Source organism: Bradyrhizobium sp. CIAT3101 (assembly GCF_029714945.1).
Taxonomy (GTDB): Bacteria; Pseudomonadota; Alphaproteobacteria; order Rhizobiales; family Xanthobacteraceae; genus Bradyrhizobium.
Genome location: NZ_CP121634.1, coordinates 212,145 through 239,139, shown reverse-complemented (window position 1 = coordinate 239,139; position 26,995 = coordinate 212,145). Strand labels below are relative to the sequence as shown.

General features: G+C 58.9%; 19 protein-coding genes and 1 tRNA gene. 14 read left to right on the top strand and 6 right to left on the bottom strand.

Annotated features, from left to right (window positions below):
• Positions 1 to 30: 30 nt before the first annotated feature.
• On the bottom strand, positions 31 to 819 hold the full coding sequence (locus QA645_RS00960) for an acyl-CoA thioesterase domain-containing protein (RefSeq protein ID WP_283047595.1): 789 nt from the start codon (positions 817 to 819) through the stop codon (positions 31 to 33).
• Between QA645_RS00960 and QA645_RS00955 the strand changes: the two genes are divergently transcribed.
• Positions 818 to 1,003, top strand: a complete 186-nt coding sequence (locus QA645_RS00955; RefSeq protein ID WP_283047593.1) for a hypothetical protein — start codon at positions 818 to 820, stop codon at positions 1,001 to 1,003. The two genes, QA645_RS00960 and QA645_RS00955, sit on opposite strands and share 2 nt — an antisense overlap.
• Here the strand turns inward: QA645_RS00955 and queG are convergent.
• Both queG and QA645_RS00945 read right to left on the bottom strand, forming a co-directional pair.
• Complete coding sequence (gene queG, locus QA645_RS00950; RefSeq protein ID WP_283047591.1) at positions 1,000 to 2,175, bottom strand: tRNA epoxyqueuosine(34) reductase QueG; 1,176 nt, start codon at positions 2,173 to 2,175, stop codon at positions 1,000 to 1,002. The two genes, QA645_RS00955 and queG, sit on opposite strands and share 4 nt — an antisense overlap.
• Positions 2,124 to 2,816, bottom strand: coding sequence for a glutathione S-transferase family protein (locus QA645_RS00945; protein ID WP_254127313.1), 693 nt, complete (start codon positions 2,814 to 2,816; stop codon positions 2,124 to 2,126). The genes queG and QA645_RS00945 overlap by 52 nt, the downstream gene beginning before the upstream one ends.
• A 169-nt stretch (positions 2,817 to 2,985) precedes the next feature.
• Here QA645_RS00945 and QA645_RS00940 point away from each other — a divergent pair, with 169 nt between their 5' ends.
• The 3 genes from QA645_RS00940 to QA645_RS00930 all read left to right on the top strand — a co-directional run bounded on the left by QA645_RS00940 (position 2,986) and on the right by QA645_RS00930 (position 5,948).
• Entirely contained in the window at positions 2,986 to 3,792 is an 807-nt protein-coding gene (locus QA645_RS00940; RefSeq protein ID WP_283047589.1) for an undecaprenyl-diphosphate phosphatase, read from the top strand.
• An 86-nt stretch (positions 3,793 to 3,878) separates the two neighbouring features.
• Positions 3,879 to 5,204 carry an FAD-binding oxidoreductase gene (locus tag QA645_RS00935; RefSeq protein ID WP_283047586.1) on the top strand — a complete coding sequence of 442 codons (1,326 nt, stop codon included), beginning with the start codon at positions 3,879 to 3,881 and terminating at the stop codon, positions 5,202 to 5,204.
• A gap of 3 nt (positions 5,205 to 5,207) precedes the next feature.
• Complete coding sequence (locus QA645_RS00930) at positions 5,208 to 5,948, top strand: SDR family oxidoreductase (RefSeq protein ID WP_283047584.1); 741 nt, start codon at positions 5,208 to 5,210, stop codon at positions 5,946 to 5,948.
• A 195-nt stretch (positions 5,949 to 6,143) separates the two neighbouring features.
• On the opposite strand, the gene QA645_RS00925 is transcribed toward QA645_RS00930, so the two are convergent.
• The gene (locus QA645_RS00925; protein ID WP_283047582.1) at positions 6,144 to 7,109 is read right to left on the bottom strand and encodes a complex I NDUFA9 subunit family protein; all 966 of its coding nucleotides are present in this window, start codon (positions 7,107 to 7,109) and stop codon (positions 6,144 to 6,146) included.
• A gap of 139 nt (positions 7,110 to 7,248) precedes the next feature.
• On the opposite strand from QA645_RS00925, the gene QA645_RS00920 reads away from it, so the two are divergent.
• The 10 genes from QA645_RS00920 (at position 7,249) to brxL (ending at position 24,133) form a co-directional block, all read left to right on the top strand.
• Positions 7,249 to 7,335, top strand: a tRNA-Leu gene (locus QA645_RS00920).
• A gap of 85 nt (positions 7,336 to 7,420) precedes the next feature.
• Entirely contained in the window at positions 7,421 to 9,013 is a 1,593-nt protein-coding gene (locus QA645_RS00915; protein WP_283047580.1) for a DUF6538 domain-containing protein, read from the top strand.
• 611 nt (positions 9,014 to 9,624) lie between these two features.
• Positions 9,625 to 10,245, top strand: a complete 621-nt coding sequence (locus QA645_RS00910; RefSeq protein ID WP_283047579.1) for a DUF1819 family protein — start codon at positions 9,625 to 9,627, stop codon at positions 10,243 to 10,245.
• Positions 10,245 to 10,856, top strand: a complete 612-nt coding sequence (locus QA645_RS00905) for a DUF1788 domain-containing protein (protein ID WP_283047577.1) — start codon at positions 10,245 to 10,247, stop codon at positions 10,854 to 10,856. Before QA645_RS00910 ends, QA645_RS00905 begins: the two co-directional genes overlap by 1 nt.
• Positions 10,857 to 10,863: 7 nt before the next feature.
• Positions 10,864 to 14,397: a BREX system P-loop protein BrxC gene (gene brxC, locus QA645_RS00900; RefSeq protein WP_283047571.1), complete on the top strand. Its 3,534-nt coding sequence runs from the start codon at positions 10,864 to 10,866 to the stop codon at positions 14,395 to 14,397.
• Positions 14,397 to 15,569: an AAA family ATPase gene (locus QA645_RS00895; RefSeq protein WP_283047569.1), complete on the top strand. Its 1,173-nt coding sequence runs from the start codon at positions 14,397 to 14,399 to the stop codon at positions 15,567 to 15,569. The genes brxC and QA645_RS00895 overlap by 1 nt, the downstream gene beginning before the upstream one ends.
• Positions 15,566 to 16,066: a hypothetical protein gene (locus QA645_RS00890; RefSeq protein WP_283047567.1), complete on the top strand. Its 501-nt coding sequence runs from the start codon at positions 15,566 to 15,568 to the stop codon at positions 16,064 to 16,066. The genes QA645_RS00895 and QA645_RS00890 overlap by 4 nt, the downstream gene beginning before the upstream one ends.
• Positions 16,066 to 19,539 (top strand): BREX-1 system adenine-specific DNA-methyltransferase PglX, encoded by a 3,474-nt coding sequence (gene pglX, locus QA645_RS00885; protein ID WP_283047565.1) that lies wholly within the window; start codon positions 16,066 to 16,068, stop codon positions 19,537 to 19,539. The genes QA645_RS00890 and pglX overlap by 1 nt, the downstream gene beginning before the upstream one ends.
• A 2-nt stretch (positions 19,540 to 19,541) precedes the next feature.
• Entirely contained in the window at positions 19,542 to 22,043 is a 2,502-nt protein-coding gene (gene pglZ, locus QA645_RS00880) for a BREX-1 system phosphatase PglZ type A (protein WP_283047563.1), read from the top strand.
• A gap of 11 nt (positions 22,044 to 22,054) precedes the next feature.
• Positions 22,055 to 24,133 carry a BREX system Lon protease-like protein BrxL gene (gene brxL, locus QA645_RS00875; protein WP_283047562.1) on the top strand — a complete coding sequence of 693 codons (2,079 nt, stop codon included), beginning with the start codon at positions 22,055 to 22,057 and terminating at the stop codon, positions 24,131 to 24,133.
• Positions 24,134 to 24,313: 180 nt separating this feature from the next.
• On the opposite strand, the gene QA645_RS00870 is transcribed toward brxL, so the two are convergent.
• Positions 24,314 to 25,660, bottom strand: coding sequence for a phospholipase D family protein (locus tag QA645_RS00870; protein WP_283047560.1), 1,347 nt, complete (start codon positions 25,658 to 25,660; stop codon positions 24,314 to 24,316).
• 110 nt (positions 25,661 to 25,770) lie between these two features.
• On the bottom strand, positions 25,771 to 26,967 hold the full coding sequence (locus QA645_RS00865; protein ID WP_283047559.1) for a hypothetical protein: 1,197 nt from the start codon (positions 26,965 to 26,967) through the stop codon (positions 25,771 to 25,773).
• Between the last annotated feature and the right edge of the window lie 28 nt (positions 26,968 to 26,995).

Here is a 26,995-nt window from a genome sequence, read left to right as displayed (position 1 = left end):
GAGCGAGACGCTGATGTCTGTTGTTCCGAACTACGGCGGCGGCGGTTTCGCCATCGGCTTGCGCTGCGCCAGCGCGGCCACCGTCGCGGTGCCGATCGGTCCCTGCTCGTCATAGAGCCAGCATTCGCCGATCGCGACACCGTCGGTGGCCTGGTGGTTGACCACGTCGAAGCCGATCCAGTTCGTCACCGGCAGGCGATGCAGATAGATCGTCACGTCGCTGTTGATGTAGCCGAGCCCCTTGTCGCCGGCATTGGCAAACGGGCTCGCGAAATCGGCGCCGGTGGCGACGTGGACGAACGGGGTCATCGGCATGCCAGCAACGAGCTCGCGCACCTCGCTCATCCAGAGCCGGCGCGCACCCAACGAACCCATATGACCGACGATCGGCCGCGTCGTCCATTTGCCGTTCATGCCGAGCCTGGGATCGGTCGGCTTTGGAATGTCCGACGGCTTCGGCACGTCCCAGTTCGGCGGCGACCAGACATTGCCGTCGGGATTTTGCGTTTTGCGCAACAGCTGGCACGAGGCCCGCGCCATGCTGACGCCGCCGGAAAAGAATTCCGCCTCGACCACGCGGATGCGCAGGCCGTCACGCACCAGTCGCGTCTTGACCTCGATCGGTTTGTCGATCGTCGGCAATTTGTACATATCGACGGTGAGCCGGGCCGGCACGAATTCAGGCCCGGAATGGCGCTCCTCGATGGCAAAGCCCAGCAGGCCGATGATGACGCGCCCGTGCAGCGATTTCGGATCCCAGGGGCCATTGGCCACTTCCGTCGGATGGAATGTATCGCCGTCGCGGGTGAAGAAAGGCATGGTTGTTGTCATGATGCGCGACTTTGCGGGAATGCGCGGGGAAATCAAGGGCGCGCCTCACACTCCGCTGTCATCGCCCGACTTGATCGGGCGATCCAGCATTCCAGAGGCAGCAGTGATTGAGCCGATACGTCGCGGCGTACTGGATGCCCCGGTCAAGCCGGGGCATGACACCGGAAATTAGGAAGCGGCTTGCCACTCCTGACGAACGCTTTCGTCTTGCTCGTTAGCGCTGACATTTGTTCTAAGCACTTCGAACGCATCGCGCGCCACCAACTGCCCCAGCGCCCACACTGCAGCCCCGCGCACCAGCGGGCTCGCATCATCGAGCAATCGCCGCGCCTCTTCGGCCAGCGCCGCGTCGCCGGAGTTGCCGATCGCGATCAGCACGTTGCGCAAAAAGCGATCGCGGCCGATGCGCTTCACCGGCGACTTCGTGAACAGCGCGCGAAACGCGGCGTCGTCGAGCCGTGAAAGTTCAGCAAGACCGGGTGCACGCAGCTCGTCGCGTGCAGAGAGTTTTGCTTCACGTCCCTCCTGCGCAAACTTGTTCCAGGGGCACGCGGCGAGACAGTCATCGCAGCCGTAGATGCGGTTGCCGATGCTCCTGCGAAACTCGTGCGGGATCGGTCCCTTGTTCTCGATGGTGAGATAGGAGATGCAGCGCCGCGCATCGAGCTTGTAGGGCGCGGGGAACGCCGATGTCGGGCAGATGTCGAGGCAGGCCTGGCACGAGCCGCAATGATCGATCTCGGCATCGTCGCGCGGCAGGTCGAGCGTGGTGTAGATCGCGCCGAGAAACAGCCACGAACCGAATCCGCGCGAGACCAGATTGGTGTGCTTGCCCTGCCAGCCGAGATGGGCGGCTTGCGCCAGCGGCTTCTCCATCACCGCCGCGGTGTCGACGAACACCTTCACCTCCGACGGCGCGGTCGCGACCAGCCAGCGCGCCAGCGCCTTCAGCCGCTTCTTGATGAGGTCGTGATAGTCGTCGCCCTGCGCATAGACCGAGATCGCGGCGCGCGTGCGCTGCTCCAGGATTTTCAGCGGATCAGAGTCGGGGCCGTAATTGACGCCGAGCATGATCACGCTGCGCACGTCAGCCCACAGCCCGCGCGGATCGACCCGGCGCTCGGGCTGGCTCGCGAGCCAGTCCATGTCGCCATGGCCGCCGGAGGCGATGAATTCGAGGAAATGTTTTCCGGCGTTCTCGATCGTGCCTGGCTCGGTGATTCCGATGCAGTCGAAGCCGAGCGCGCGCGCTTCGCGCGCCAGCGCCGCCTTCAGTTCAGTCGGATCGGAGTTCAGAAATCCAGGTCCACGTAGGTCCGCGACGCCGGCACGCCCGCCAGCCATTCGCTCAGCAGCGGACGGAACGACGGACGGGATTTCACCCGCGCGTACCACGCCTTTGCTGCGTCGTCCTCGCTCCATGGCACGTCGCCCAGATAGTCGATCGCCGAGAGATGCGCCGCGGCGGCGAGATCCGCGTAGCTGAGCCGGTCGCCGGCGAGGAAGTTACGCGTCTGCGCCAGCCAGCCGATATAGGCGAGATGATAGCGCACGTTGGCCTTGGCGGCGCGCATCACGTCGGGCGAGGGCGGCCCGCCGCCATTCTCCTCGCTCATGAAGCGCTTGTAGATGCGCTCGGTGACGAGCGGATGGGAGACTTCCTCGAAGAATTTTTCGTTGAACCAGGCCATCAGCCGGCGCACCTCGACGCGCTCGGCGATCGTCTCCGGCATCAGGCGCTTGGGGCCCATCTCGGCGCCATAGGCCTCATCGAGATACTCGGCAATGATGGCCGCGCCGGGGATCGGCGGCTGTTCGTCGTCCACCAGCACCGGCGTCGTGCCGGCCGCATTGAGCAGCAGAAATGCCTCGCGCCGTTCCCAGCTGCGCTCCTCGGTCAGCTTCAGTTCGAGCCCGTATTCGCCCGCGATCAGGCGGATGAAACGCGAATGCGGACAGAACGGATGATGAAACAGCGTAAACATGAACCCTTTGACTATTTGATGGTGCTTAAGAATCCATCAATGTTTGTGTGGCGCCACACTAGTTCCTCAAAACCGCGAGGCAAGGGCGCGTTAGCGCATTTTGCGATTGCGAGCGAGGGACGAATAGGCGAGAAGAACCCCGCTTTTCCAGCGGAAATGGACCGTAAATATGTCAGATACAATACGGGCAGTGATCCTCGGCATCATCGAGGGTGTGACCGAGTTCCTTCCCGTGTCCTCGACCGGCCACCTGCTGCTTGCGGAACGCTTCTTCGGCCTCGGCGAGGGCGCCTTCTGGGATTCGTTTACCGTCCTGATCCAGCTCGGAGCGATCCTTGCGATCGTCGTGCTGTATTTCAAGAAATTGTGGGACGTCGCGATCGGTATGTTTACGGGCGATGCCTATGCGCGCCGCTTCGTGATCGGCGTGCTGGTGGCGTTCCTGCCTGCCGTGATCGTCGGCCTCGTCGCCGGCAAATACATCAAGAGCCTGCTGTTCAATCCCTGGGTCGTGTGCTTCTCGCTGATCGTCGGCGGCGCCATCCTGTTGTGGGTCGACCGGCTCGAGCTCAAGGCGCGCGAGCATGATGCCACCAAATTTCCGCTGCTGATGTATCTCTATATCGGCATCGCCCAGTGCATCGCGATGATCCCGGGCGTGTCGCGCTCCGGCGCCAGCATCGTCGCCGCAATGTTCCTGGGGGCCGACAAGCGCGCGGCGGCGGAGTTCTCGTTCTTCCTCGCCATCCCCACCATGATCGGCGCGTTCGCCTACGATTTCTACAAGAACCGCTCCGAGATGACGATGGACCACATGGGCATCGTCGCGATCGGCTTCGCGGTGTCGTTCATCACCGCGATCATCGTGGTGAAGGCGTTCCTCGGATACGTCACCCGGCATGGTTTCACGGTGTTCGCCTGGTGGCGCGTCGTCGTCGGCACGCTCGGCCTGATCGCACTGGCGCTCGGCCATTAACCTTTGTTGATGCGCCTCAACGCAATATCAGCTTTTGACCGGTAGGCAGTTTCCGGAGCGGGATGGCCCGCGGGCGGAGCTGAACGATGACCCTCGTCAGCGGCTGGGGGCGCTTCCCGGTCGTCGATAGCGAAGTGCTGCGGCCGCGGTCGTTCGAGGCCGTGGGCGAAGCCGTGGTGACCGGTTCCGTGGCGCGCGGCAACGGCCGCGCCTATGGCGATGCCGCGATCGGTGCCGTCAGGACGATCGGGATGACCGGGTTCGACCGGGTCAGGTCGTTCGATTCGGCAACAGGCCGCATCCGCCTGGAAGCCGGTGTGCTGCTGTCCGACCTGATCGATACCTTCGGCCCGCGCGGCTTCCTGCCGTTCGTGGTGCCGGGCACGCGGTTCGTCTCGGTCGGCGGCGCCATCGCTGCCGACGTGCACGGCAAGAACCATCATGGCGAGGGCGGTTTCGGCCGCTATGTCGACAGCATCCTGCTCCGCACCGGGCAGGGCGAGACCATCGAGATCTCGCGCGAGCAGAATTCGGATGCCTTCTTCGCGACCGTCGGTGGCATCGGCCTCACCGGAATCATCCTCGAAGCCACGATGCGACTGCGCCCGGTCGAGACCGGCTGGATTCGCGAGCGCGTGATTTCGGCGGCCGATCTCGATGCCGCGATGCGCGCGCTCGAGGCCGGTGACTCCGCGACCTATTCGGTGGCGTGGATCGATTGCGTGGCGCGCGGCAACGATCTCGGCCGTTCGCTGATCTATCTCGGCGAGCACGCAGCGGCCAGCGAGCTTGCCGAGGGCGCCGATCGCTTTCCCGTGGGTAAAAATCCCGGGCTCGCGGTGCCGATCGATCTGCCGTCGATCACGCTCAATCGCACCAGCATCCGCGCTTTCAACGAGCTCTATTACCGCATGGGCGCGAGGCGCGCCGGCGGCGACCACGTGGTCTCGCTCTATCCGTATTTCTTTCCGCTCGACAGCATTGCCGACTGGAATCGCATCTATGGACGGCGCGGCTTCCTCCAGCATCAATGCGTGATTCCGGAGAGAGGTGCACGCGCCGTGCTCGCTGATATCCTCGATCTTGTTGCGAAGCGCGGCGATGCCTCGTTCCTGGCGGTGCTGAAGAAGCTCGGCCATGGCGACGGCCTGTTGTCGTTTCCGCTGCCCGGCTACACGCTGGCGCTGGATTTCCCGGTGAAGGGCGACATCCTGAATTTCCTCGACGAGATCGACCGCCTCGTCGTCGCTGCCGGCGGACGGCTTTACCTCGCCAAGGATGCGCGCCAGTCGCGTGCGACGTTCGAGGCCGGTTACCCCGCGCTGGCGCGCTTCAACGCGATCCGCAAATCGCTCGATCCCGCCCAAAATATCCGCTCGAAACTTTCACAACGCCTGTTCGATGAGGTTTGAACCGTGACGTCACGCAAGACCGTTCTGGTGCTCGGTGGCTCCTCCGATATCGGCCGCGCCGCGGCACGCGCCTTTGCCAAGGCGGGTTACGATGTCGGCCTCGCAGGCCGCGATGCCGCCGCGCTCGAGCCTGATGCCGCCGATCTGCGCGCGCGCTACAATATCGAAGCGAGCACGCTGGTCTTCGACGTGCTCGACACCGCCTCGTTCGACGGCTTTGTCGCAGGCCTTCCGGCGTTGCCCGATGTCGTCGTCTCGATCATCGGCCTGCTTGGCGTGCAGCCGAACGCCGAGAGCGATCTCGCGCACGCCACCACCATCATGCGCTCGAACTACGAGGGCCCGTCGCTGATCCTCGGCCTGTTCGCGGAAAAGTTTTTAGGCCGCGGCAATGGCACGATCGTCGGCGTGTCGTCGGTCGCCGGCGATCGCGGCCGCGCCTCGAACTATGTCTACGGCTCGGCGAAAGCCGGCTTCTCCGCCTTCCTGTCCGGCCTGCGCGCCCGCGCCAGCCGCGGCGGTGTCCACGTCGTCACCGTGAAGCCCGGTTTCGTCCGCACCAAGATGACCGAAGGCATGAAGCTGATCGGCCCGCTCACCGTCGACGCGCCTGTCGTGGGCGATGCGATCCTCAACGCGGTCGAGAAGAAGACCGACGTCGTCTATGTCAGCGGCAAATGGCGTCTCGTGATGCTGATCATCAAGACGCTGCCCGAGGCGGTTTTCAAGAAGCTGAAGTTTTGAGATCTCGCCGCATTGACGCTGCGCTCCCTCGCCCCGTTCTTACGGGGAGAGGGTTGGGGTGAGGGGCCTCTCTCCGCACGGGAAATCGTCGAGAGACCTGTACCCCCTCACCCGGATCGCGTCGGACGATGCTTCGCATCGCCGGGGGCGATCCGACCTCTCCCCGCAAGCGGAACGAGGTTAAGCAAGAAGCCCTCACGCGTTCTTGCGCTGGAACTGGCCCTGCGGGCGGAAACGCCACAGATATTGCGGGGCGATCGCTTCCAGCGAATCGGCCGTGATGCCGAGGCCTTCCAGCGTCAGCCCGGCGGTCTTCGCCGCGTCCGACACGACATTGTCGCGCTCGAGCAGCGTCACCTGGTCCGGCGTCAGCTTCATCGCGCCCGGCGCGAATTGCAGGAAATTGGCCTGGAAGCGGGCGAGGCCGAACGACAGCGGCACCAGCATCGGCTTGCGATCGGCAATGGCGACGATGGCCTCGATGATCTCGCGCATGCTCAGCACTTCCGGCCCGCCGAGCTCGTAGGTCGCGCCGGCCTTGGCCTTGCCGTCGACGGCATCCGCGATCGCGGTGGCGACGTCGCCGACATAGACCGGCTGCATCCTGGTTTCGCCGCCGATCAGCGGCAGCACCGGCGACAGCCGCGCCAGCGAGGCGAAGCGGTTGGTGAACTGGTCCTCGGGGCCGAACATCACGGAGGGGCGGAAGATCGTGGCCGACGGCACCGCGGCCAGGACCGCGGCTTCGCCGGCCGCCTTGGCCTTGGCATAGCGCGAGGCTGATTCGGCGTCGGCGCCGATCGCCGAGACATGAATCAGGCTGGCGCCGGCGGCGGCAGCCGCCTTGGCGACGGTCTCGGCGCCCTTGGCCTGGACCGCGTCGAAGGTCTGGGCGCCGCCCTCGGTGAGGATGCCGACCAGATTGATGACGATGTGCGAATCACGCACCGCCGCCTCGACCGACGCCGGATAGCGCAGATTGGCCTGGATGGTGTGGACCTGGCCGACCTTGCCCGAGGGCTGGAGGTATCCGGCTAGTTCCGGCCGCCGCACCGCGACCCGGACCCGGTAATCCCGCCGGCACAGCGCGCGGACGACATTCCGGCCCAAAAACCCCGAGCCGCCGAAAACCGTGACGAGAGTTTCCAGATTCGATGCCATGGGGTCAGATCCTGCGGGAAGAGTGCGTGTTATCAGGCTTGTATCGGGCCAGTTTGCAATGCGCAATCCGCATCCCGAACCATGAATTGACAACGGCGTCACCGAACCGTAGTAACCGCCTCCGTGCCCCAAACGGCATGCCCAGGTGGTGGAATTGGTAGACGCGCTGGCTTCAGGTGCCAGTGGCTTAACGGCCGTGAAGGTTCGAGTCCTTTCCTGGGCACCATCGCTCTTCTAAGAGCGTGAAATCCAAAGCAAATTAGCAAATTCAACGGCTTGCCCGCTCCTCAGTGGTACAGAAGGGTGGTACAATGCCGTTGGCTATGTCGCGTCCGTGGAAGCATCCCAAAACTGGAATCTATCAGCTCCGGAAAGCCGTTCCGGACGATCTGCGCAAGATCGTCGGCAGGCGCGAGGAGAAGGTAAGCCTTAAAACCCGCGATCCGGGGGAGGCTAAACAGCGCTTTGCGATGGCGCTTGCCGAGCTCGAGGTGCGCTGGGCAAACCTGCGTGCCGGACCGAAGCCCCTGACGGAGCGCGAGGCGCACCAATTGGCAATCGCCGAGCATGATCGATGGATCGAGCAGTACGGCGATAATCCGAGCCAACAGACGAGATGGGACGTCAGATTAGGCGATTGGCTGTTTGGAGCCCGGGGAAGTGCACCTCTGGTCGAGCCGGGATCGCTCCGATCGGACTCCAGTCAAGAACTGCTCAAGATCCGCCTTATGGAGCAGGACTGTTTAGAAGCAGCAAACGGCTATCTTACCGCCCACGGAATCTTCGCCGATAGGCAAAATCAACAAACTATGGCTAGGGCAATCGGCGCGGCCATACAGCGCGCGTGCCTGACGCTGGCTAAGCTGGCGAGAGGCGAAGGCGATTACTCGCCCGATTCTCAGGCAATTCCATTCCCGCAAAGGAACGCTGCGGCAGAACGAGGAAAGGCAGCCTTCGAGCCTAGCTCCTCGAACGGGTCGCTATCGGCATTGGTCGAGGATTGGTGGAAGGAGGCGAAGGCCGCCGGTCGCAAGCAGAGTACCTATGAGAGCTATCAGAAGACGCTGATGAAGCTCGTGGCCTTCCTGAAGCACGACGAGGCTGGCCGCGTAACGCCGGAGGACATCGTCCGCTTCAAGGATCACCGGCTGCAGGGCGGGGCGAGTGCGAAGACCGTGAAGGATAGTGACCTAGCCGGCCTAAAGACGGTGTTTGGCTGGGCGGTCATGAACCGCCGCATGCACTCCAATCCTGCTGAAGGACTTACCATCAAGGTCGGCAAGTCGCGCAAACTTAGATCAAAGGGATTTTACGACCGAGAAGCATCTGCCATTCTCAAGCATGCCCGGAATGCCGCTGCGGGGAGGGCTGCTCCCAAGCTGGCGTTGGCGAAACGGTGGGTGCCGTGGTTGTGTGCCTTCACGGGATCGCGGGTAGGCGAGATGCTTCAGCTTCGCAAAGAGGACGTTCGCCGTGAAGGCGAAGCTTGGGTCGTGCACGTGACGCCCGAGGCGGGCCCCGTGAAGACTGACGAAGCCAGAGACGTGGTGCTGCATCGGCAAATCATCGACGAAGGTTTCCCGGAGTTCTACGAGAGGTCACCAGGGGGGTATCTATTCATTGACCCCAAGCCCGGCGAGCTAGGCGTTCGCAGGGCGGTGAAGACGGCGCGGAATAAGGTCAACACGTTCGTGCGTGAAGTTGTGAACGACCCGAACGTTGATCCGAGCCATGGCTGGCGCCATCGTTTCAAGACTGTCGGCATTGAGCAGGAGGTTGCTATGCGTGTGCTCGATGCCATACAGGGCCACGCTCCGCGCAATGCTTCTGAGGATTATGGGGACGTAACCATTGCTGCGAAGGCGAAGGCCGTCGACCGGTTCCCAAACATAGACATTAGTTGAAGGCTGCGGGCATTCGTCCGACGGCCTGAGCGTGGTCCGTCGGCGTCGTGGACCGTCGCATGCCTCGAAGGAGGGGAAAAGGATCTCTCGAAGGGCATGTGCTATTCGCTCGCGGATGAACGCGTGGTTACGAGAGGGCTCTCGCCTAATCATTCGTGGTGTAATCAACTGAAGACGCTTGGTCGCTGCCACGGGCTCACTGCGGAAGCAATGACAGGTCCGCACGGTGGCCGACATTTGCGAAGAGTTTCCACCTGAAGCCATGTTGCGGGAGCCATCGATAATCTCGCAAATCAGGCTTTAGCCTCGAAGGGGGAGATCGCCGGCGCCGTCCGTCGAAAGGAGAATAAGATCTTGATAGATGTCCACAATTAACGATCCGATTAAAGGCTATGATAGGAGGAATATACAATTTTAGCGGATTGTTTTGCGCTGCTGTCTGATATGCAGAGCGACTTGGGGTCTTCTCCGGGCACCTGCAACTCAGGAAAATTCCCGTGCTCGGCGTTTCGTTGTCTTTAACGACCATGAGACCGCGCGCATTGAGGCGATCAGACTTTGAGTTCGGGGAGGCTGAGCATGCTCCAAAATAGAAGTACTGGAGACGCTTGATGAAGGGGGCGCTGCATCAGCCTTATCTGATGTCATTCGGGACTGGCGGTCTTTACGTCAATGAGAGTGTGGCGGTTGCCCGTCTGCATACCGCCGGCGCTGATTGGGAAGACACGGTGATCGACGCACAAAAGAGCGGGGCGTTCCCGGTTCGCAAAGCCAGCTCGGCGCGGAGGTCGATTCGGGAGATCGTAAATCGCCTGAAGCGCCTTTCTCCGGACGAACTGGCGCTGCTTATCGAAGGCGAGCGGAGCGAACAGGCAGCGCTCTTGTGGCTTGCGGCCTGCCGCGCTTACAGGTTCATCGCCGAGTTCGCCGTCGAGGTGCTCAGCGACAGGTTCCTGTCACTGCGCACGACCCTGACTTACGACGATTTTGACGCCTTTCTGTCCGCGAAGGAGGAATGGTCCCCGAAGCTGGCGACGCTGTCGGTCACCACACGCGCCAAGCTTCGCGCGGTGCTGTTCCGCCTGATGCGCGAAGCCGAGATCCTGTCGCAGGACGACCAGATACTCGGGGCGATGTTGTCACCGCGCGTGTTGGCCGTCATCCAGGCGGGAAACGCCAATGAACTGCGATACTTCCCCGGCGCCGAACGACAGGTAGGGAGGAAGGGATAATGGCGAGGCTCAGCAAGATGGCAACCGCCAAGGACCGCTTCGACCACCTTCTCAAGGTTATCGCGAGCGAAAGATTCCTCAAGAAGCAGGGTCTTGGCAATGAAGTGCCGTTCTTCATCTGCCCCTATCCGGCCGAGGAAGCGGTCGGCATGGAGACGATGCGCGCCGGCCTCGTGAAGCAACTCGAGAACCGCGGCGTGCGCGTGGTCGAGATCAACCTCTACGACCTCAGCATTTCCCTGCTGCACAATCGCGGCATCTGGGATGACGTTCTTGCGGCGGAGTCAAGCATCGGAAAGGACGAGCTCAAGGAGCTTCTGCAAGGGGTTCTCGATCCGGAAACCCATCTCATTCCGGAAATTGGGGCCCTTCTTGCGAAGCGGGAGTTCGATGTCCTGTTCCTGTCGGGGGTCGGCGAGGTCTACCCATATATCCGCTCCCACAATGTATTGAATAACCTTCAGAGCACCGCCAAGGAAAAGCCGACGGTGATGTTCTTTCCCGGAAAATATACGCAAAGCCTGGATACCGGTGCGTCACTCGATTTGTTTGGAATCTTGCATGACGACAAATACTACCGGGCATTCGACATAACGCATTATGAAATCTGAGGGGGGCATGACCACACTTCGCGACATCTTCGAAAAACCCGTCGATCGCGCGATCGAAGGGGTGATCAAGGCCGATGACGAAGCCAGTCTCAGGGTCGAACTTGAAGAGTATGTCATCACGAATGAGATCGAGCGTCAGCTCGAGAAGTTCCTCGATGCCTATAACAATTACGGCACGGCAAACGGAGTCTGGATCTCCGGCTTTTTCGGCTCGGGCAAATCGCACCTGCTGAAAATGCTGGCGCTCCTTCTCGAGAATCGGGACATCGGCGGAAGCCCCGCCTATGAGCTTTTCAAGCAGAAATGCGCGCAGAATGAGATCCTCGCGGCCGACCTGCGCAAGGCGGTGTCGACCCCGTCGAAGAGCATCCTATTCAATATCGACCAGAAGGCCGACGTCATCTCGAAGGGGCAGATCGACGCGCTGCTTTCCGTGTTCCAGAAAGTCTTCGACGAAATGAGCGGCTACTATGGCAAGCAGCCGCACATCGCCCAGTTCGAGCGCGATCTGGACAGTCGCGGGATGCTCCAGGCGTTCAGGGAGGCCTATCAGTCGGTCGCCGGAAAGGCTTGGGAGCGCGGACGCGAGCAGGCCCTGCTGGAGAGCGCGAATGTCGCCAAAGCCTATGCACAGGCCACGGGCGCTAATCCGTCCGAGGGCGAAGGCATCCTGACCCGGTATCGTCAGGATTTCCGGTCATCGATCGAGGACTTCGCCGAGAAGGTGAAGGCTTACATCGACGCACAGAAGCCGGGCTTCCGGCTGAATTTCTTTGTCGACGAGGTGGGCCAGTACATCGCCGACAACGTCAAGCTCATGACGAATCTTCAGACGATCGCGGAGAGCTTGAACACCAAGTGTCGCGGTCGGGCCTGGATCATCGTCACCGCGCAGCAGGATATGGCGTCCGTCATCGGCGATATGAACCAGCGGCAGGAGAACGACTTCTCTAAGATTCAGGCACGCTTCGCCAATCGGATGCCGCTCAACAGCGCTGATGTCGCCGAAGTGATCCAGAAGCGGCTGCTCAAAAAGACCGAGTCCGGCATTAGCAGCCTGTCCGACCTCTACCATCGCGAGTCGAACAATCTGAAGACGCTGTTCGACTTCACGGATGGCTCAATCAGGTTGGAGAACTTCCGTGACCGCGATCATTTCATTCACAGCTATCCCTTTGTTCCTTACCAATATCCGCTGTTCCAGTTAGCGATCCAGAACCTGTCCCAACACAACGCTTTTGAGGGAAAACACAGCTCCGTCGGCGAACGGTCCATGCTTGGGGTTTTCCAGGAAGTCGCGGTGCGGCTCGCGGATCTGCTGGTCGGCGGGCTTGCGACCTTCGACCAGATGTTCGAGGGCATCCGCACCGCGCTCAAATCGAATGTCCAGCAATCGATCCTGATTGCCGAGAAGAACCTAGGCGATGAATTCGCGACGCGGATTCTGAAGGCATTGTTTCTGGTCAAGTATGTCAAGGGCTTCAAGCCCACGGCCCGCAACGTCGCGATCCTAATGCTGGACAGGTTCGACACGGACCTGACGAAGCACAAGCGGCGGGTTGATGAGGCGCTGAGTCTGCTTGAGCAGAACACTTACATCCAGCGCAACGGCGAACTGTTCGAGTTCCTGACCGACGAGGAGAAGGACGTCGAACAGGAAATCAAGGCAATCGACGTCGACACGGCAGAGATCGCAAAGGAACTGGAGACGCTGATTTTTGATGGCGTCATTAAGAGTCGCAAGCTCCGGCACGAGGCGTCCTCGCAGGACTACGCCTTTGCGCGCTACCTCGATGACCGGCTGCTCGGCCGCGACTACGAGCTGGCGATCAACGTCATCACGCCATTTCACGAGCAGAGCGGTAATGCCGAGGCGACCGCCATGCGCACGATGTCGAGGGACGAACTCGCCATCGTTCTCAATGCCGACAATCGCTTCGTCAGTGACCTGATGACGTTCAAGCGGACGGACAAATATGTCCGTCAGGCGCGCTCCGTGACGCAGCAGCCGAGCATCGAGCGCATCGTCCGCGAGAAGGGCGAGCAGAACAGCAGCCGGCAGCGCGATCTGACGCTCAAAGCCCGCGCCCTGGTGGGCGATGCCCGGCTTTTCGTGCGCGGGGAGGAAGTCGAGGTTCGCTCGGAGGATGCTCAAGCCCGAATCGAGCGTGCGTTTCAGACCCTCGTCGACAAGGTTTACGTCAATCTTAGCATGCTGCGCGGCGTCGCCTATTCCGAAAACGAGATCGGCCGGTTCTTCATGCACGGCAACGACGGCATGTTCGGCGGCGACAGCACCAATCTCACCGAGACTGAACAGGAGATTCTCAACTTCGCGCGGTCAAACGCGCGCAATGGTATTAGGACAACAGTGAAGGCCGTCACCGAGCGGTTCGAACGCAAGCCCTATGGTTGGTCCTACGCCGCCATCCTTTGCACCACAGCCAGCCTGCTTGGACGCGGCAAGATCGAAGCGCGTTCGGACGGCAGCCCGTTGGAAGGCGATGCCTTGCTTCGCGGGCTTCAGAACGCTCACTCCCTCGGCAATATCGTGCTCGAACTCCAGGTGGAGTTCACGCCGGCGCAGACTCGTAAGCTCAAGGAATTCTTCCGCGAATTTTTCGATCAGCAGCCGGCCGGCGCCGAGGGCAAAGCGCTCGGAATCGAGTCGGCCGAGGCCTTCGGCGCGCTCAAGACCGAACTTGCGGCCCTGGAAGGGCAATCGTCCCGCTACCCCTTTCTGTCCGCGCTGGGCCAGCTCCAGGATGCGCTCCGTGAGGTCGCGAGCAAGCCCTATGCCTGGTATCTTCAGGACCTCGGCCGCCACGAGGATCGGCTACTCGACCTGAAGGAGAGCATTCTCGACCCGATCCGTCGCTTCATGGGCGGTGGTCAGAAGACGATCTATGACGAGGCGCGGAACTATCTGACCGATCAAAACGCCAATTTCGGATATGGGGGCGAAGACCGGGCCCATGCCATCCGCGAGGTTTTGGACGATCCCAATTGCTTCAAGGGCAGTGCCATTCAGCAGATCAAGGGCACCCTTGATGCCCTCAAGGCTGAGGTCGACACTCGGCTCGCGGCGGAACGCGCGACGGCGATTGCCGATATCGAGGAGCTTCGCGCCAAGCTGCGGGCGCTCCCCGAATTCGCCTCTTTTGTAGAGCCTGACCGTCAGGAAATCGAGGCGGCCTTCTCAACAGTTCTGGACGCCATTGACGCCAGCAAGTTGATCGCAGTGATCCGGGAGCGCGTGAGCGGATTCCGGGCGTCCGGCTATCCGGCGCTGCTCGGTCGTGTGACGGCGCCGCCTCCCGTGAAGAAGGATGGTGGGGACAGTGAGCAGCGTGGCTTCAGAGATGGGGCGAGCGGCTCGCCGCCGGCGGCGGCCCAACCGGGATACGTGGCCGCCAGCGCGCTGCGCGTCACTTATGCCAAGCCGTACCTCGCCGATGAGCAGGACATTGACGCCTATTTGGACACCCTGCGCGAGAGGCTGATCGCCGAAATCCGCGCAGGCAGGCGGGTGACTGTGTGATGATCGCCGGCATCGAGATCGAGAATTTCACGGCGTTCGGGAGCTTGCAGCTATCGCTCTCTCCGCGGGTGAACGTGGTCATAGGCTCTAATGGGTCGGGCAAAACACACCTCCTGAAGGCGATCTATGGTCTGGCCCTGGCGGGCCTGCCTCTATCCGCCGATCGTTCGGAGAAGGAGGTGGGGGCCGACATATCAAGGAAGCTGCTGCGGCTCTTCTCGCCCGAGGAAAACAAGATCGGTACTCTGCGCGCTAGCGGCGCGAAGGGGCAAACGCGGCTCAGCCTGGTGAGCAGCGATGACACCCGCGTAGCGATTTCGTTCGGCAGCCGCTCCCAATCAGTGCGGATCAAGGTGGATGCCAGCGGCACGGGGCATGAACTGCAACCCGTGTTCATTCCGACGAAGGAGGTGTTATCGCTCATTCGTGGCATGCGCCATCCGGATCATGATCGTGCCACCGTCGAGATGATCTTCGACGATGGCTACATCGACCTCGCGGAACTCCTCGTTCATCCCGGTTTCGAGGACGAGGCTTCGAGCCTTGCCGAGGATCCCAGGCTGTCGAGCATCGTCCGCGAGTTAGTCGACCTCGTCGGAGGACGTTATCGCTGGGCGGACGGCGGGACTTTCCGCTTCGAGCCCGGGCGCTACGAGGAGAAGGTCGATCCCGCCCGGTCGAAGTCGAAGGCAGGGCAAGCCTATCAGGACTCGACGGTCACCCGCTTCGTCACGAAGGACGGTCGGTCGCTTTCGAGCAGCATGACCGCCGAGGGATACCGGAAGATCGGCGTGCTGCATCGACTGCTCAGCAACGGCTCGATTAACCCTGGCGACACTGGCGTACTCCTGTGGGACGAACCTGAAGCAAACCTGAACCCGAAGCTGATGAAGAAGCTCGTTCAGCTTCTTCTCGAGCTATCGCGCAACGGTCAGCAGATCGTCCTCGCGACCCACGACTATGTTCTATTGAAGTGGTTCGATTTGCTCATGGAAAAGGGCAAGGAGGATCATGTCCGATTCCATGTACTAGTTAGAGAGGAGAATGGTGCGGCGATAGTCGTTCACTCCACTGATGACTATGACCAGCTCGTAAATACCGGCATAGCGAAGACCTTCAGCGAGTTGTACGACGCTGAAATCGAGCGCTCCCTAGAGGGAGTCAAGCTATGACAACGGTGCTGGAATACGATTTGGAAATCGCGTTCCCAGAGGCGAAGGCGGTTATTCATTTCGATGACAGCGCCTATCATGGCAATAGCACCATGCAGCGGGTCGATTTCATAGCCGAATATGAAGATCGCTCCGTGTTTGTTGAAATAAAGGATCCCGATAATCCTGCAGCACAGAACGTGCCTGCATTTGAGCAGAAACTAAACTCCGGCAAGCTAGTGCAAAGCCTATCCGGGAAATTCCGAGACACTCTTTTCTTCCGATCCGTTCAGGGAAAGGACGACCTAAGCGTCGTCTATGTTGTGCTGCTTTCAATGAAGATATTGGAAGCACCATTACTGCTAACAAAGCAGGATGAACTGAAGAAATCGATCCCCATACGACATGCGGATTGGGCGCGTGATTGCGCGGCAAGCTGCATCATCTTGAATATTGAGCAATGGAAAAAGCGCTTCGGTGATCGATCAATCCGGCGGATTAGTGAAGGGGCGGCTTGATGGACACCACGAAGCTCAAGAAGTTCGCGCAATTCGCCCGCCGTACCCTGATGGGGCAGGTCAGCGCCAAGCTAGACTCCGTGCTCGCGCCAGATGCCGCCGCGCGGCGCGAGCATCCGGAGGCGATGAAAAAACTCGATGAGGCCACTACGAGGGACGGCAAGAGCCTGGTGATCGAGCGCGTAGCTTACATCTGGTTCAACCGCTTTTCGGCCTTGCGCTTCATGGACATGAACGACCTCAACCCCGTTCGCGTCGTCTCGCCTTTGTCTGGTCAGTTCCAACCTGAGATCCTGGCCGAGGCCAAGGCCGGAAACATCGATGAGGATCGCGTTCCGGAGAAAATCCGCGCCCAGGTCCACGCTCTCTTGGACGGCCGCTCCCCAAGCGTCGATGCGCAGGCCGAGGCTTACCGTTTGCTGCTCGTTGCGATCTGCAACGACTGGCATCGGGTGATGTCGTTCATGTTTGAGCGGATCGATGACTATACCGAACTGCTGCTACCCGATGACTTGCTGTCGAATGCTTCCATCCTCGCCTATCTGCGGGAGGCCATGACCCCCGATGTCTGCGCCGATGTGGAGATTATCGGCTGGCTCTATCAGTTCTATATTTCCGAGAAGAAGGACGACGTCTTCGCTGCGCTGAAGAAGAATGTGAAGATCACGGCCGAGAACATCCCTGCCGCCACGCAACTGTTCACCCCGCACTGGATCGTGCGTTACCTGGTCGAGAATTCGCTCGGTCGGCTTTGGATGTCGAACCGGCCAGGCTCTCCGTTGAAGAAGCGCATGGAATATTACATTCCGCCGGAAGAGCCAGAGACGGACTTCCTGCGCGTTGCGTCACCAACGGAAATCAAGGTCTGCGATCCTGCCTGTGGATCCGGGCACATGCTGACCTATGCCTTCGATCTTCTTTACGGGATTTATGAGGAAGAGGGATACGAAGCGACTGAGATCCCGGGCCTGATACTGAAGCACAATCTGACAGGACTGGAGATCGACGACCGAGCTGGGGCGCTGGCCGCCTTTGCACTGGCGATGAAGGCTGCCGCAAAGATTGGGCGGCGACGCTTCCTGCGGATGGAGGTAAAGCCCGACGTCGTCGTGCTGCAGAACGTAACGTTCACCCCGGCCGAGATGACTGAGGTCGCCGCCGTGGTAGGGCGCGACCTGTTCACGGATGATGTACGTGAGACGCTGCTGCAGTTCGAGCAAGCTAGCAACTTTGGCTCGCTGATCATGCCAAAATTGCGCGACCCAGCTGAGACGCTGCGGGTGGTGGTGTCGCAAGATTTTGGTAGCGATCTCCTGTTGCGAGAGGTTCAGACGCGCGTGGTAGCTGTGTTGCGCATGGCCGAGGCCCTTACACCTAAATATCGCGTGGTGGTGGCCAACCCACCGTATATGGGCTGGAACGGAATGAACGCGAAGCTTCAGGCCTTTGTCAAACTTGCTTACTCTGATGCTCGCTTTGACTTAATGACCTGCTTCATGGAGCGTTGCTCCTCACTAGCCATCCAGAACGGCTATTGGGGGATGATTAACCTGCCTTCTTGGATGTTTCTCGCGTCTTTCAGCAAGTTTCGAAGTCAAATCGTCACTCACTGGGAAATATCATCCTTACTGCATTTGGGCCGAGGAATTTTTGGCTCCGACTTTGGTTCTACCGCCTTCTCGTTCAGAAATTCAAAACCGCGTCAGGGCGTAAAAGCCACCTTCAGGCGTCTGTTTGATCGCCACGTTGACGTGAGATCACCTCAGGAAATCGAATCGAGATTTCTCACGGCAGGGGATGGCGAGTTCCTGTTCGATCAAAGCCGATTCAGGAATATTCCTGGAACTCCTGTTGCCTACTGGCTAAGCGAGGAAGTGCTAAGCAGTTTCGAAATCTGCTCGCCTTTTTCAACGTTCGGTAAAGTGCTCGTCGGCCTCCAAACAGGTGATAACGAACACTTTATAAGATTGTGGCCCGAAGTATCTTTCGACAATACGCGAATGGCGGACGAGGGCGCAGTGTGGGTGCCTTACGTGAAGGGAGGTGAATACCGAAAATGGTATGGGAATCGAGATATGGTTCTCAATTGGTCGCAAGACGGAAGCGCAATCATCCATCATCCAAGCGCGCGTCCTCAAAACCGCGAATTCTATTTTCGTTCGGGAGTTACCTATACGAACGTTTCGAGTGGCGCTTTCTCCGCTAGATTTGTCGATGGAAAAGGCATTTTTGACCAGAAAGGGAGCATGATTTTTTCCGAAGCAGATTTTTCGGAATCATCATTTATGGCGCTTCTGCTTTCGAAGGTCGGAACAAAATTCTTAGAAATTCTATGCCCAACGATTGACTTCAATCCAGGCAGCATCGGACAGTTTCCTGTTCGAGAGAATGTGTTGGAAAGGATCGAACCGTTTGCTACGAAACTGATTGAACTTTCGCGTGCCGACTGGGATGCGTTCGAAAGCTCTTGGGATTTTGCCACCTTTCCCTTGCTCTCACTCGACCACCGGAGCGAAGCGCTGGAGGCTACCTACGCCCGACTGCGCGCCCATTGGCGCAACATGACGGACGAAATGCAGAGGCTGGAGGAAGAGAATAACCGCATCTTCATTGGCGCCTATGATCTGCAACATGAACTGACCCATGAGGTGCCGATTGAGGAAGTCACCCTTACTTGCAATCCCGCGTATCGCTATAGCGGTGAGAAGACGAAGGCGGAACTGGAAGAGCTGCTGCTCGCCGACACGATGCGAGAGTTTGTCTCCTATGCCGTTGGTTGCATGTTTGGACGCTATAGCCTCGATACGCCTGGCCTGATCCTCGCAAGCCAAGGCGAGGGATTTGAGAACTATCGCGCCAAAGTGCCGAACGCGACATTTGAGCCAGATGCCGACAATGTGATCCCCGTACTCGATGGCGACTGGTTTGCAGACGACATCGCGGCGCGGTTCCGCCGCTTCCTGCGAGTCACTTCCGGCGAGGAGCGTTTCCAGGAGAACCTCGCCTTCGTCGAGAAAGCGCTAGGTAAGGACATCCGCAGGTACTTCACGCGCGACTTTTTCAACGATCATGTGAAGCGGTACAAGAAACGGCCGATCTACTGGCTGTTCGCCAGCCCGAAGGGCACGTTCAACGCGCTGATCTACATGCACCGCTATCGTCCCGACACCGTGAGTGTGGTGCTGAACGACTATCTGCGGGAGTTCCGTTCCAAGCTCGAAGGCTATCGCCGGGCGCAGGAAGCGCGCAGCATCAGCGGGGACGCTTCGTCCGCGCAGAAGACCAAGGCCCTGAAGGAGATCGAGGCCACGGTCAGGCAGATCGAGGAGCTCGATGCCTGGGAGCGTGACGTCCTATTCCCATTGGCGACGCAAAAGATCGCGATAGATCTCGATGACGGGGTGAAAGCAAATTATCCGAAGTTTGGCGCCGCCCTGAAGCCCATCAAGGGCCTCAACGATTTGGACGACTGAACATGCAGGACCGGATCTCCAAGGGACTCGAAGTCCAGTTCGACAAGCACCGGATCGTCTTCTGGTACGATCCGGCGCACGAATTCCGGCAGGCGTTCGAGTCGCTGACTCTCGATGGCGTCGAAAAAATCGAGGTTGCCAGCACTGAGTTCGGGGTGAAGCATCGCGTTCTGCGGAAGGAACCGAAGCGGCGGTTTTTGCTCTATTGGGACGGGCCACGTCCGGCCGACGTCGATAACTGGCTACTCGACATCGAGCTGGCGCACGGGGTGTTCAAGACCGATCAGGTCGCCATCTGGTTAGCGGACCTAGGTTTCCCTATCAGTTTCGAGGACCTAGTTCGGGAGCACCACGAGTTCTTTCGCTCCGGGCGTCGGCTGGAGAAGCTCAAGGTTGCCGTTCATGGCGACGACACGAAGGCGAAGCTGCGCTTGAGGATGTTGGGGGTGTGCACCGGGGCTGATGGCGACTTCGACACCGTCGTCGAGGCGCTGCTGGGAGAACTGGCCGCCGGCAAGGACGACAGCCTACGGCTGATCGGTCGTGTCGGCTTGAACGGTTTCCTCTGGGATCAGATGGAGCGAATCTTCGGCTATCGTGCTGATAAGGCGAGTATCGGTGACTTCGCGATCACGATGTTCAAGTCTTGCTACCAGAGCGCGGTCGGCGGCGAATCGATTTTGACTCCTGAAGTGTTGGTGTTCTTCCGTCGTTGGAAGAATAGCCGCAATGCGGAAGAGTCATTCGCAAGACTCTCGGCCGAATATGCAGAGGCGTTGGGCGTGGCCCAGGATCTCGCCAAGCGTGACTTCCGTACCCTGATCGAGGTCGACTATTTCGAGGAGGTCGATCGCGCGATCATCCGCGCATTGGTCCATGAGGTCGGCGCCCAGACAGTGTCGCAAGGCGACGTCCTGAATTGGATCCGCCAACGGCGGCAAAGCTATTGGTATGGTGCCTATCGCGACCTCTACGAAGCGATCGGCTTCGCTGCCGAGTTCCAGCAGGCGATGGCGCATGTTACGCTCGGCATGACCAGTCTCGCGGAAGGCGTGGAGCGCTATGCGAAGAGCTGGTTCAGGATCGATCAGCTCTACCGGAAATTCATCTGGCGCATGCAGAAGTCCGGGCAGGCCACGTTGATGCGCGAGCTGTTCGAACAGGTTGAGAATCACTACGTCAACAGCTACCTGCTGCCCCTGAACGAGGCGTGGCAGACGCATGTCGACGAGGCTGAAACCTGGTCGGCGGCCTCGATCCCCGCGCAGCGTACTTTCTACAGGGAACACGTGGGTGAATTTCGCCGGCGCGATCAGAAGGTGTGTGTCATAATTTCCGACGCGCTTCGCTATGAGGTGGCAGAGGAGCTGCGAGGACGCATTCTCGGCCTAGACCGCTACGAGGCTGGCCTCGATCCGATGTTCGGCTGCCTGCCGAGCTATACCCAGCTTGGGATGGCAGCGCTTCTGCCCAATGGCGAGTTGCAGATTGCGGACAACGACAGCGGCACCGTGCTGGTGAATGATCAGAGTTCGCAGGGAATCGAAAACCGCAAGAAAATCCTGGCGACAGGACGGACGGGCGACAGAACGACCGCCGTGAAGGTGGAGGAGCTTATGGCGCTGGACAAAGACGAGGCGCGAGCGCTCGTCCGCGATCATGACGTCATCTATGTCTATCACAATTTGATCGACGCGACCGGCGACAAGCGGGATTCAGAGGAACGTGTTTTCGAGGCGGCCGAGGACACGATCGAGGAGATCGTGAGGGTTGTCAAAAAGCTCAATGGCGCGAACGCCAACAACATGATCGTCACGTCCGATCATGGCTTCATCTACCAGCACCGGCCGATCGAAGAGAGCGACTTCTCGTCTGCGCAGGTCGAAGGTGACGTGATCCTTTTCCGCGACCGGCGTTTCATTCTCGGACACGGTCTGAAAGGCAATCATGGCCTGCGGCGCTTCACGCCAGCGCAGGCCGGCCTCGAAGGTTCCGTGGAATTGCTCATCCCGAAATCAATCAACCGGCTTCGCCGGCAGGGATCGGGGAGCCGGTTCGTGCATGGCGGCGCGACCCTTCAGGAGATTGTCGTTCCCGTCGTCAAGATCAACAAGAAACGCCAGAGCGACACTACCGCGGTTGACGTGGAGATCATCGGAAGCTCGAACAAGTTGATCACGTCGAGCCAGATCTCGGTCCGCTTCTACCAGGTGGAGGCCGTCACGGAGAAAACCCAGGCGCGAACACTGAGAGCCGGCATTTATGCGCAGTCGGGCGAATTGATCTCCGATAGCCACGAACTTGTGTTCGACTTCCGATCCGAAAACGCGCGAGAGCGCGAAGTTCCGGTCCGGTTCCTCCTGCTCCGCCGGGCCGACGAATTCGACGGCCAGGAGGTGATCCTGAAGCTGGAAGAGCGACATGGCGACACCTCTCACTTCAGGGAGTACCGCACGGCTCGCTACACGCTGCGCCGTAGCTTCTCGAGTGATTTCGACTTTTGAAGGGGGAAGCGATGACCGCGCTGGATGACAAGATCAACGAACGCTTCCCGGGCCTCGTGGTTCGCAAGGACCTGGTCAACGCGGTAAAGGGCAATGCCATTGTCCCGTCCTACGTGTTGGAGTTCCTGCTCGGACAATACTGCGCCACCAATGATGAGAGCTCGATCCAATCAGGGATCGAGACCGTCAAGGAAATCCTTCGCAAGCACTACGTCCATCGTAACGAGGCGGGACTGATCCGATCGAACATCCGGGAAAAGGGCCGGTGGAAGGTGATCGACAAGATTAGCGTCGATCTCAACACCGACAAAGATGCCTATGAGGCGACCTTCGCCAACCTGGGTATCAAGAAGGTCATCATCGACTCCGACACCGTGAAGGCTCATCCTAAGCTGCTAGTTAGCGGTGTCTGGTGCATCGCCGACGTAGAATATGAGCACAGCGAGGACAAGAACGTTGAACCCTGGATTTTGGGGAGCATCAAACCGATCCAGCTATCGAAGTTTGACTATGAGGCTTTTCTCGGCGCGCGCGCGGGATTCACGACCGACGAATGGATCGATCTGCTGTTCCAGACGGTCGGCTTCGATCCCGAGATGTTCGGTCGTCGCAGCAAGCTCCTGCAACTGATGCGCCTCGTGCCCTTCGTCGAGCGAAACTACAATCTGATCGAACTGGGACCGAAGGGCACTGGCAAGTCGCATATCTTCTCGGAGTTCTCGCCGCACGGCATTCTGATCTCCGGGGGAGAAGTGACGGTGCCGAAGCTGTTCGTCAACAACAGCTCGGGAAAGATCGGATTGGTTGGCTACTGGGACGTTGTAGCTTTTGACGAGTTCGCCGGCCGGCAAAAAAGAGTCGACAAGGCGCTTGTCGACATCATGAAAAACTACATGGCCAACAAGAGCTTCTCGCGAGGAGTAGAGACGCTTGGCGCCGAGGCGTCGATGGTTTTTGTCGGGAACACCAAGCATAATGTTCCCTACATGCTGAAGCATACCGATTTGTTTGAGGAGCTTCCCGAGAAATATTACGATTCTGCCTTCATCGATCGACTGCACACCTATGTCCCAGGCTGGGAGATCGACGTCATCCGCGGAGAAATGTTCGCATCCGGGTATGGCTTCGTCGTCGACTACCTGGCCGAAATCCTTCGGCACATGCGCAATAACGACTACTCCAACCGTTACCAGGCCCTGTTCACGCTCTCATCGGATATTTCGACGCGCGACCGCGATGGCGTGAACAAGACGTTCTCCGGGATGATGAAGCTGCTCTTCCCGGCCGACAATGCAACAGAGGCAGAGGTAGAGGAGATCCTGCATCTCGCGGTTGAGGGTCGGAAGCGAGTCAAGGATCAGCTCCTTCGGATCGACAGCACATATCCAGAAACGGACTTCTCATTCACGGCTCGCGATGGCCGCAAGGTGGTCGTGAAAACGCTCGAACAGGCTGAATATCCGCAATATTACAATAAGCGCGCCCCCACCCATGACGAGCCGGTGCCTGAAGGCGTGAAGGAAGGTGGTGACGGGCCTGTCTTGGGCGGTGTGAAGAAGTCAGCCGAGACAAATGGGGGGCTCGTCGGTGCGAGCGAAGGGCACAAGGTTTTCAGCGAGAACCAGAAAGGTGTTACCTACGCGGACCTTTTCTGGCCTTGGCTAAAAGGTGCAACTAACATCGTCATCACAGATCCCTATATCCGGATGTTCCATCAAGTGCGTAATTTGATGGAGTTCATCGAGATGATCGCCGTACGTAAGGCGCCGGAGGATGAGGTCGCGGTGCGCCTCGTCACCCGTCCAGATGAGGTCTCTTCGGAAAAGCAGCATGCGAATCTCGTCGCCGTCGAAAGTGCCTGCACGGCAGCCGGAATAAAATTCTCGTGGGAATTCGATGGAACAAACACGATCCATGCGCGCCACATTGTGAGCGACACCGGCTGGAAAATCAGCCTCGATCGAGGCCTAGACATCTATCAGAAGTTTGAAATGAATGACGCTTTCAGCCTCGCTAATCGGCTGCAGGCCTATCGTCCGGTGAAGGCCTTTGAGGTCACATACTTGAAGACAAACGGCCCACTCACATGAGAGCAAAAGCCGGTCACTGTATGGGCCCTGTTTAGGTGCGAGGTCCCGGACGACGTCTCATGTAGCAACTCAACTGAAAGCCCCGTGGTCCGCCAGATATTGACGTACGATTGTGCTCAATGCCTTCCTTTGGTGCGAGGGTCAGTCCAAAAACGGCGGTAGTTTTTGGGGCTTCTTTCCTCATTCAACATGGACTGTCACGTCGTAGCCCAGCGACCTAAGTGCTTTCGATGTGCGGCCGTTCCTAGGAGGGAAACGATCTGGGAGCGCCCATCCTACCAGTTCGCCAAGAGCACTTATTCCAAGGCCATCAATTTTCCATTTGGGATCACTGACGGCCTGCCAGAGGCGCTCGGGCAACTGTTCGCTAGATCCTCCATACAGGACGTAATGAAGGAGTTCATTGACGCGGACTCCATTTGTCGATTTATCATTCCAAATTCGCCTGGAAAGCGCGGTCACTTTATCCGGTATGGTGTAAGGGGTGCCGTCGTCTGGAAGCCCCACCGCTTTGTTCGGAACACGTCTTGCGTAGTCCTTAATCGAATGTACCCTCATGCAGACCTGACGAAAGGCCTCCTCGGTCATAGAGTGCAAGGACTGCTCCGCTAAGGCTGTGCGGAGGTAGGGAGCAGTAATGTTAAGCATCTCCTCTTCAGAGGACGGAGCCGTACGGAGCTGTCGCCACCACTGCACAGTCTCAGCCACGGCCTGTTCGCGATGGTGGTGATTCTGCTCGAACAACGCAGCGTAGTTGGCCTTCCTTCCATCAAACGTGCGCTGGTAGTAATGTGCGTGTAAGAATTGATCTGCCTGAGATCCAGCAGATGCGGATTCACTGATCCACGCAGGACGATTTTCGGCCCGGCTGATTGTTGCTCCAATGTCTCGAAGGTCCTGTAGCGTCGCATGCCATTCTTCGAGAAATACTTGGCGTTTTCGGTCCATCGCGCTCTTGGGGGCGGTTTGGACCAAGCCCGGCCACCTCTTGATGCTAGGGCTTGCCCAGAAATCCTTAGAGTCGGGAATCGCGGCTGAAAGAACCCGGGCTCTCCTTTTCATCTCCTCCAGCAGCTCCTCGGTGAGCGGTGTAGCGTTCGCCTCGAGGGTCGCAAACAGGTCCAAGATGTCGCTAGCCATATCATCGGTGATTTCTTCGTCGGAAAAGAAACATCCAGCCTCGACATTTCTGTACCACGCGCCGCCTGAGAGATTTGCCGAACCGATGTACACCCCTACTCCGCGCCACCAAATGACTTTGGCGTGGTGATGTTGAACGAGGCGGCAGACAAACTTCTGGGACTTCTTGCGAAGGAAATCAGTAAGGATTGGGACACTGACGGCAACACCGTCATCTAGTCTGCCGTAGAACCTCAACGGAATACTGTTTTGCCAGCACCAGTCAAAGAGAAGAGACGCATCTGTTGCGTACGCCACAGCGGCCAGAACCTCGCTAGTGTCTGAAGCGCAGTTCATAGTGATGTTTCGAAGATAGTGTCCGTTAATGCCACCCATTATGAGCCGCATGAAAGATGTCCAATCTTTAGCGAATCGTCCGATATGACTTGTTGCACGTCACTCGGCTCTGGAAGCTTGGGTGCAATCGAAACATATGAATTAAGGTGAGATGCCGCGCATCAATCTAAGGTCGCTCTGAATCGTCTCAAGACTACCCACGCAGAGGCGGGCACCTTCGGTTTCGCAGCGGATACGAGCTTCTTCAGAAGGCCTGAAAACACGTTCAGGGCAATCTCCTCACTTGGAAACTCTTTTAAAGGTCGATATTCGAAGAGCTCCCAGCCGTCTCCCCTTAATTCCACGTACGCGTACAGTTGGAGAGACCGCTTCTGCTTCTCCAGTTCCAATGTGAAGCCAACTTCAAGCACGGTGGAACTCCGGCCCTTTACGCGGCTCGAATCCCTTAACGTCCCGGTCGCGCAAAAATAGACGTAGCCACCGTTGGCGTAAGCGCCTGTGCTCTTCGGCAACTCGTCATGTGTTGAAAGATCACGGACGGCGCGCTTTAGCTTCGTGACGTCGAAATAGTGATTGACGTAGAAGCGCCTCTGGAAGCGCGCCGGAAGCAAACTCGAATTTGCATCCCGAACTCGCTCACCGATCACTTCCACGTTGCCCAGGAGCTTGTTCATCAACTGCGGTCCGGCTGTCACAGAAGCCGCGCTTTGAAGTCTTCCTAAGCCGGTTTGGTGCGGCATTCCCAACATCTGAACGAGAAGAAATTTGGCAGTCGAACTGTCCTCTCTGTTCAAACTGATAGACTGATATACACCCACTCCAATGTCCTCCAGATAGCGACAGACAAGGTTCGCTAGCGGTCCTTGAGCGCCATTGTTTAGCGCCCGATAAATGTCGTCGTATCTCAAGACCGCTACAGACCGCCCCTTTGAACGAGCGGCCGTCAGCTTCCGGATGTCAGCCTCGCTAGGACGAAAACGGTAAACGTAAAGAAATCCGACTTCATTCGTTACGGCTCTCAAATAATCTGTCAGCTGAGCTCCGTTGGCTGGACTTTTGTTGTCGTATTCCTTCACCTCAACAAAGAGCACTGGCTGCCGGCCCAGTCTAAACAAGAGATCGGCTCTTCGCCGAATGCCGCCTTGTCCGGGAAACGGCTGCTCGCATGCTGCGTTCAGCTCTCCCCTTCTGATTTGATCTGTGAATCGCATCCAGAAACTCGATCCTTTGAGAGTTTCGAGAATTGCGAGAAACGAATCCGGCTCGGTACGAAAGAGCTCAAGAAGCACGATCGAAAAATATCTACCATCGTATTGCTGCTGGAAAAACTGTCGTACAGATTGAAAGAAGCTTGTCATGATCTGCGGTTCAATCCTGAGAATAAAT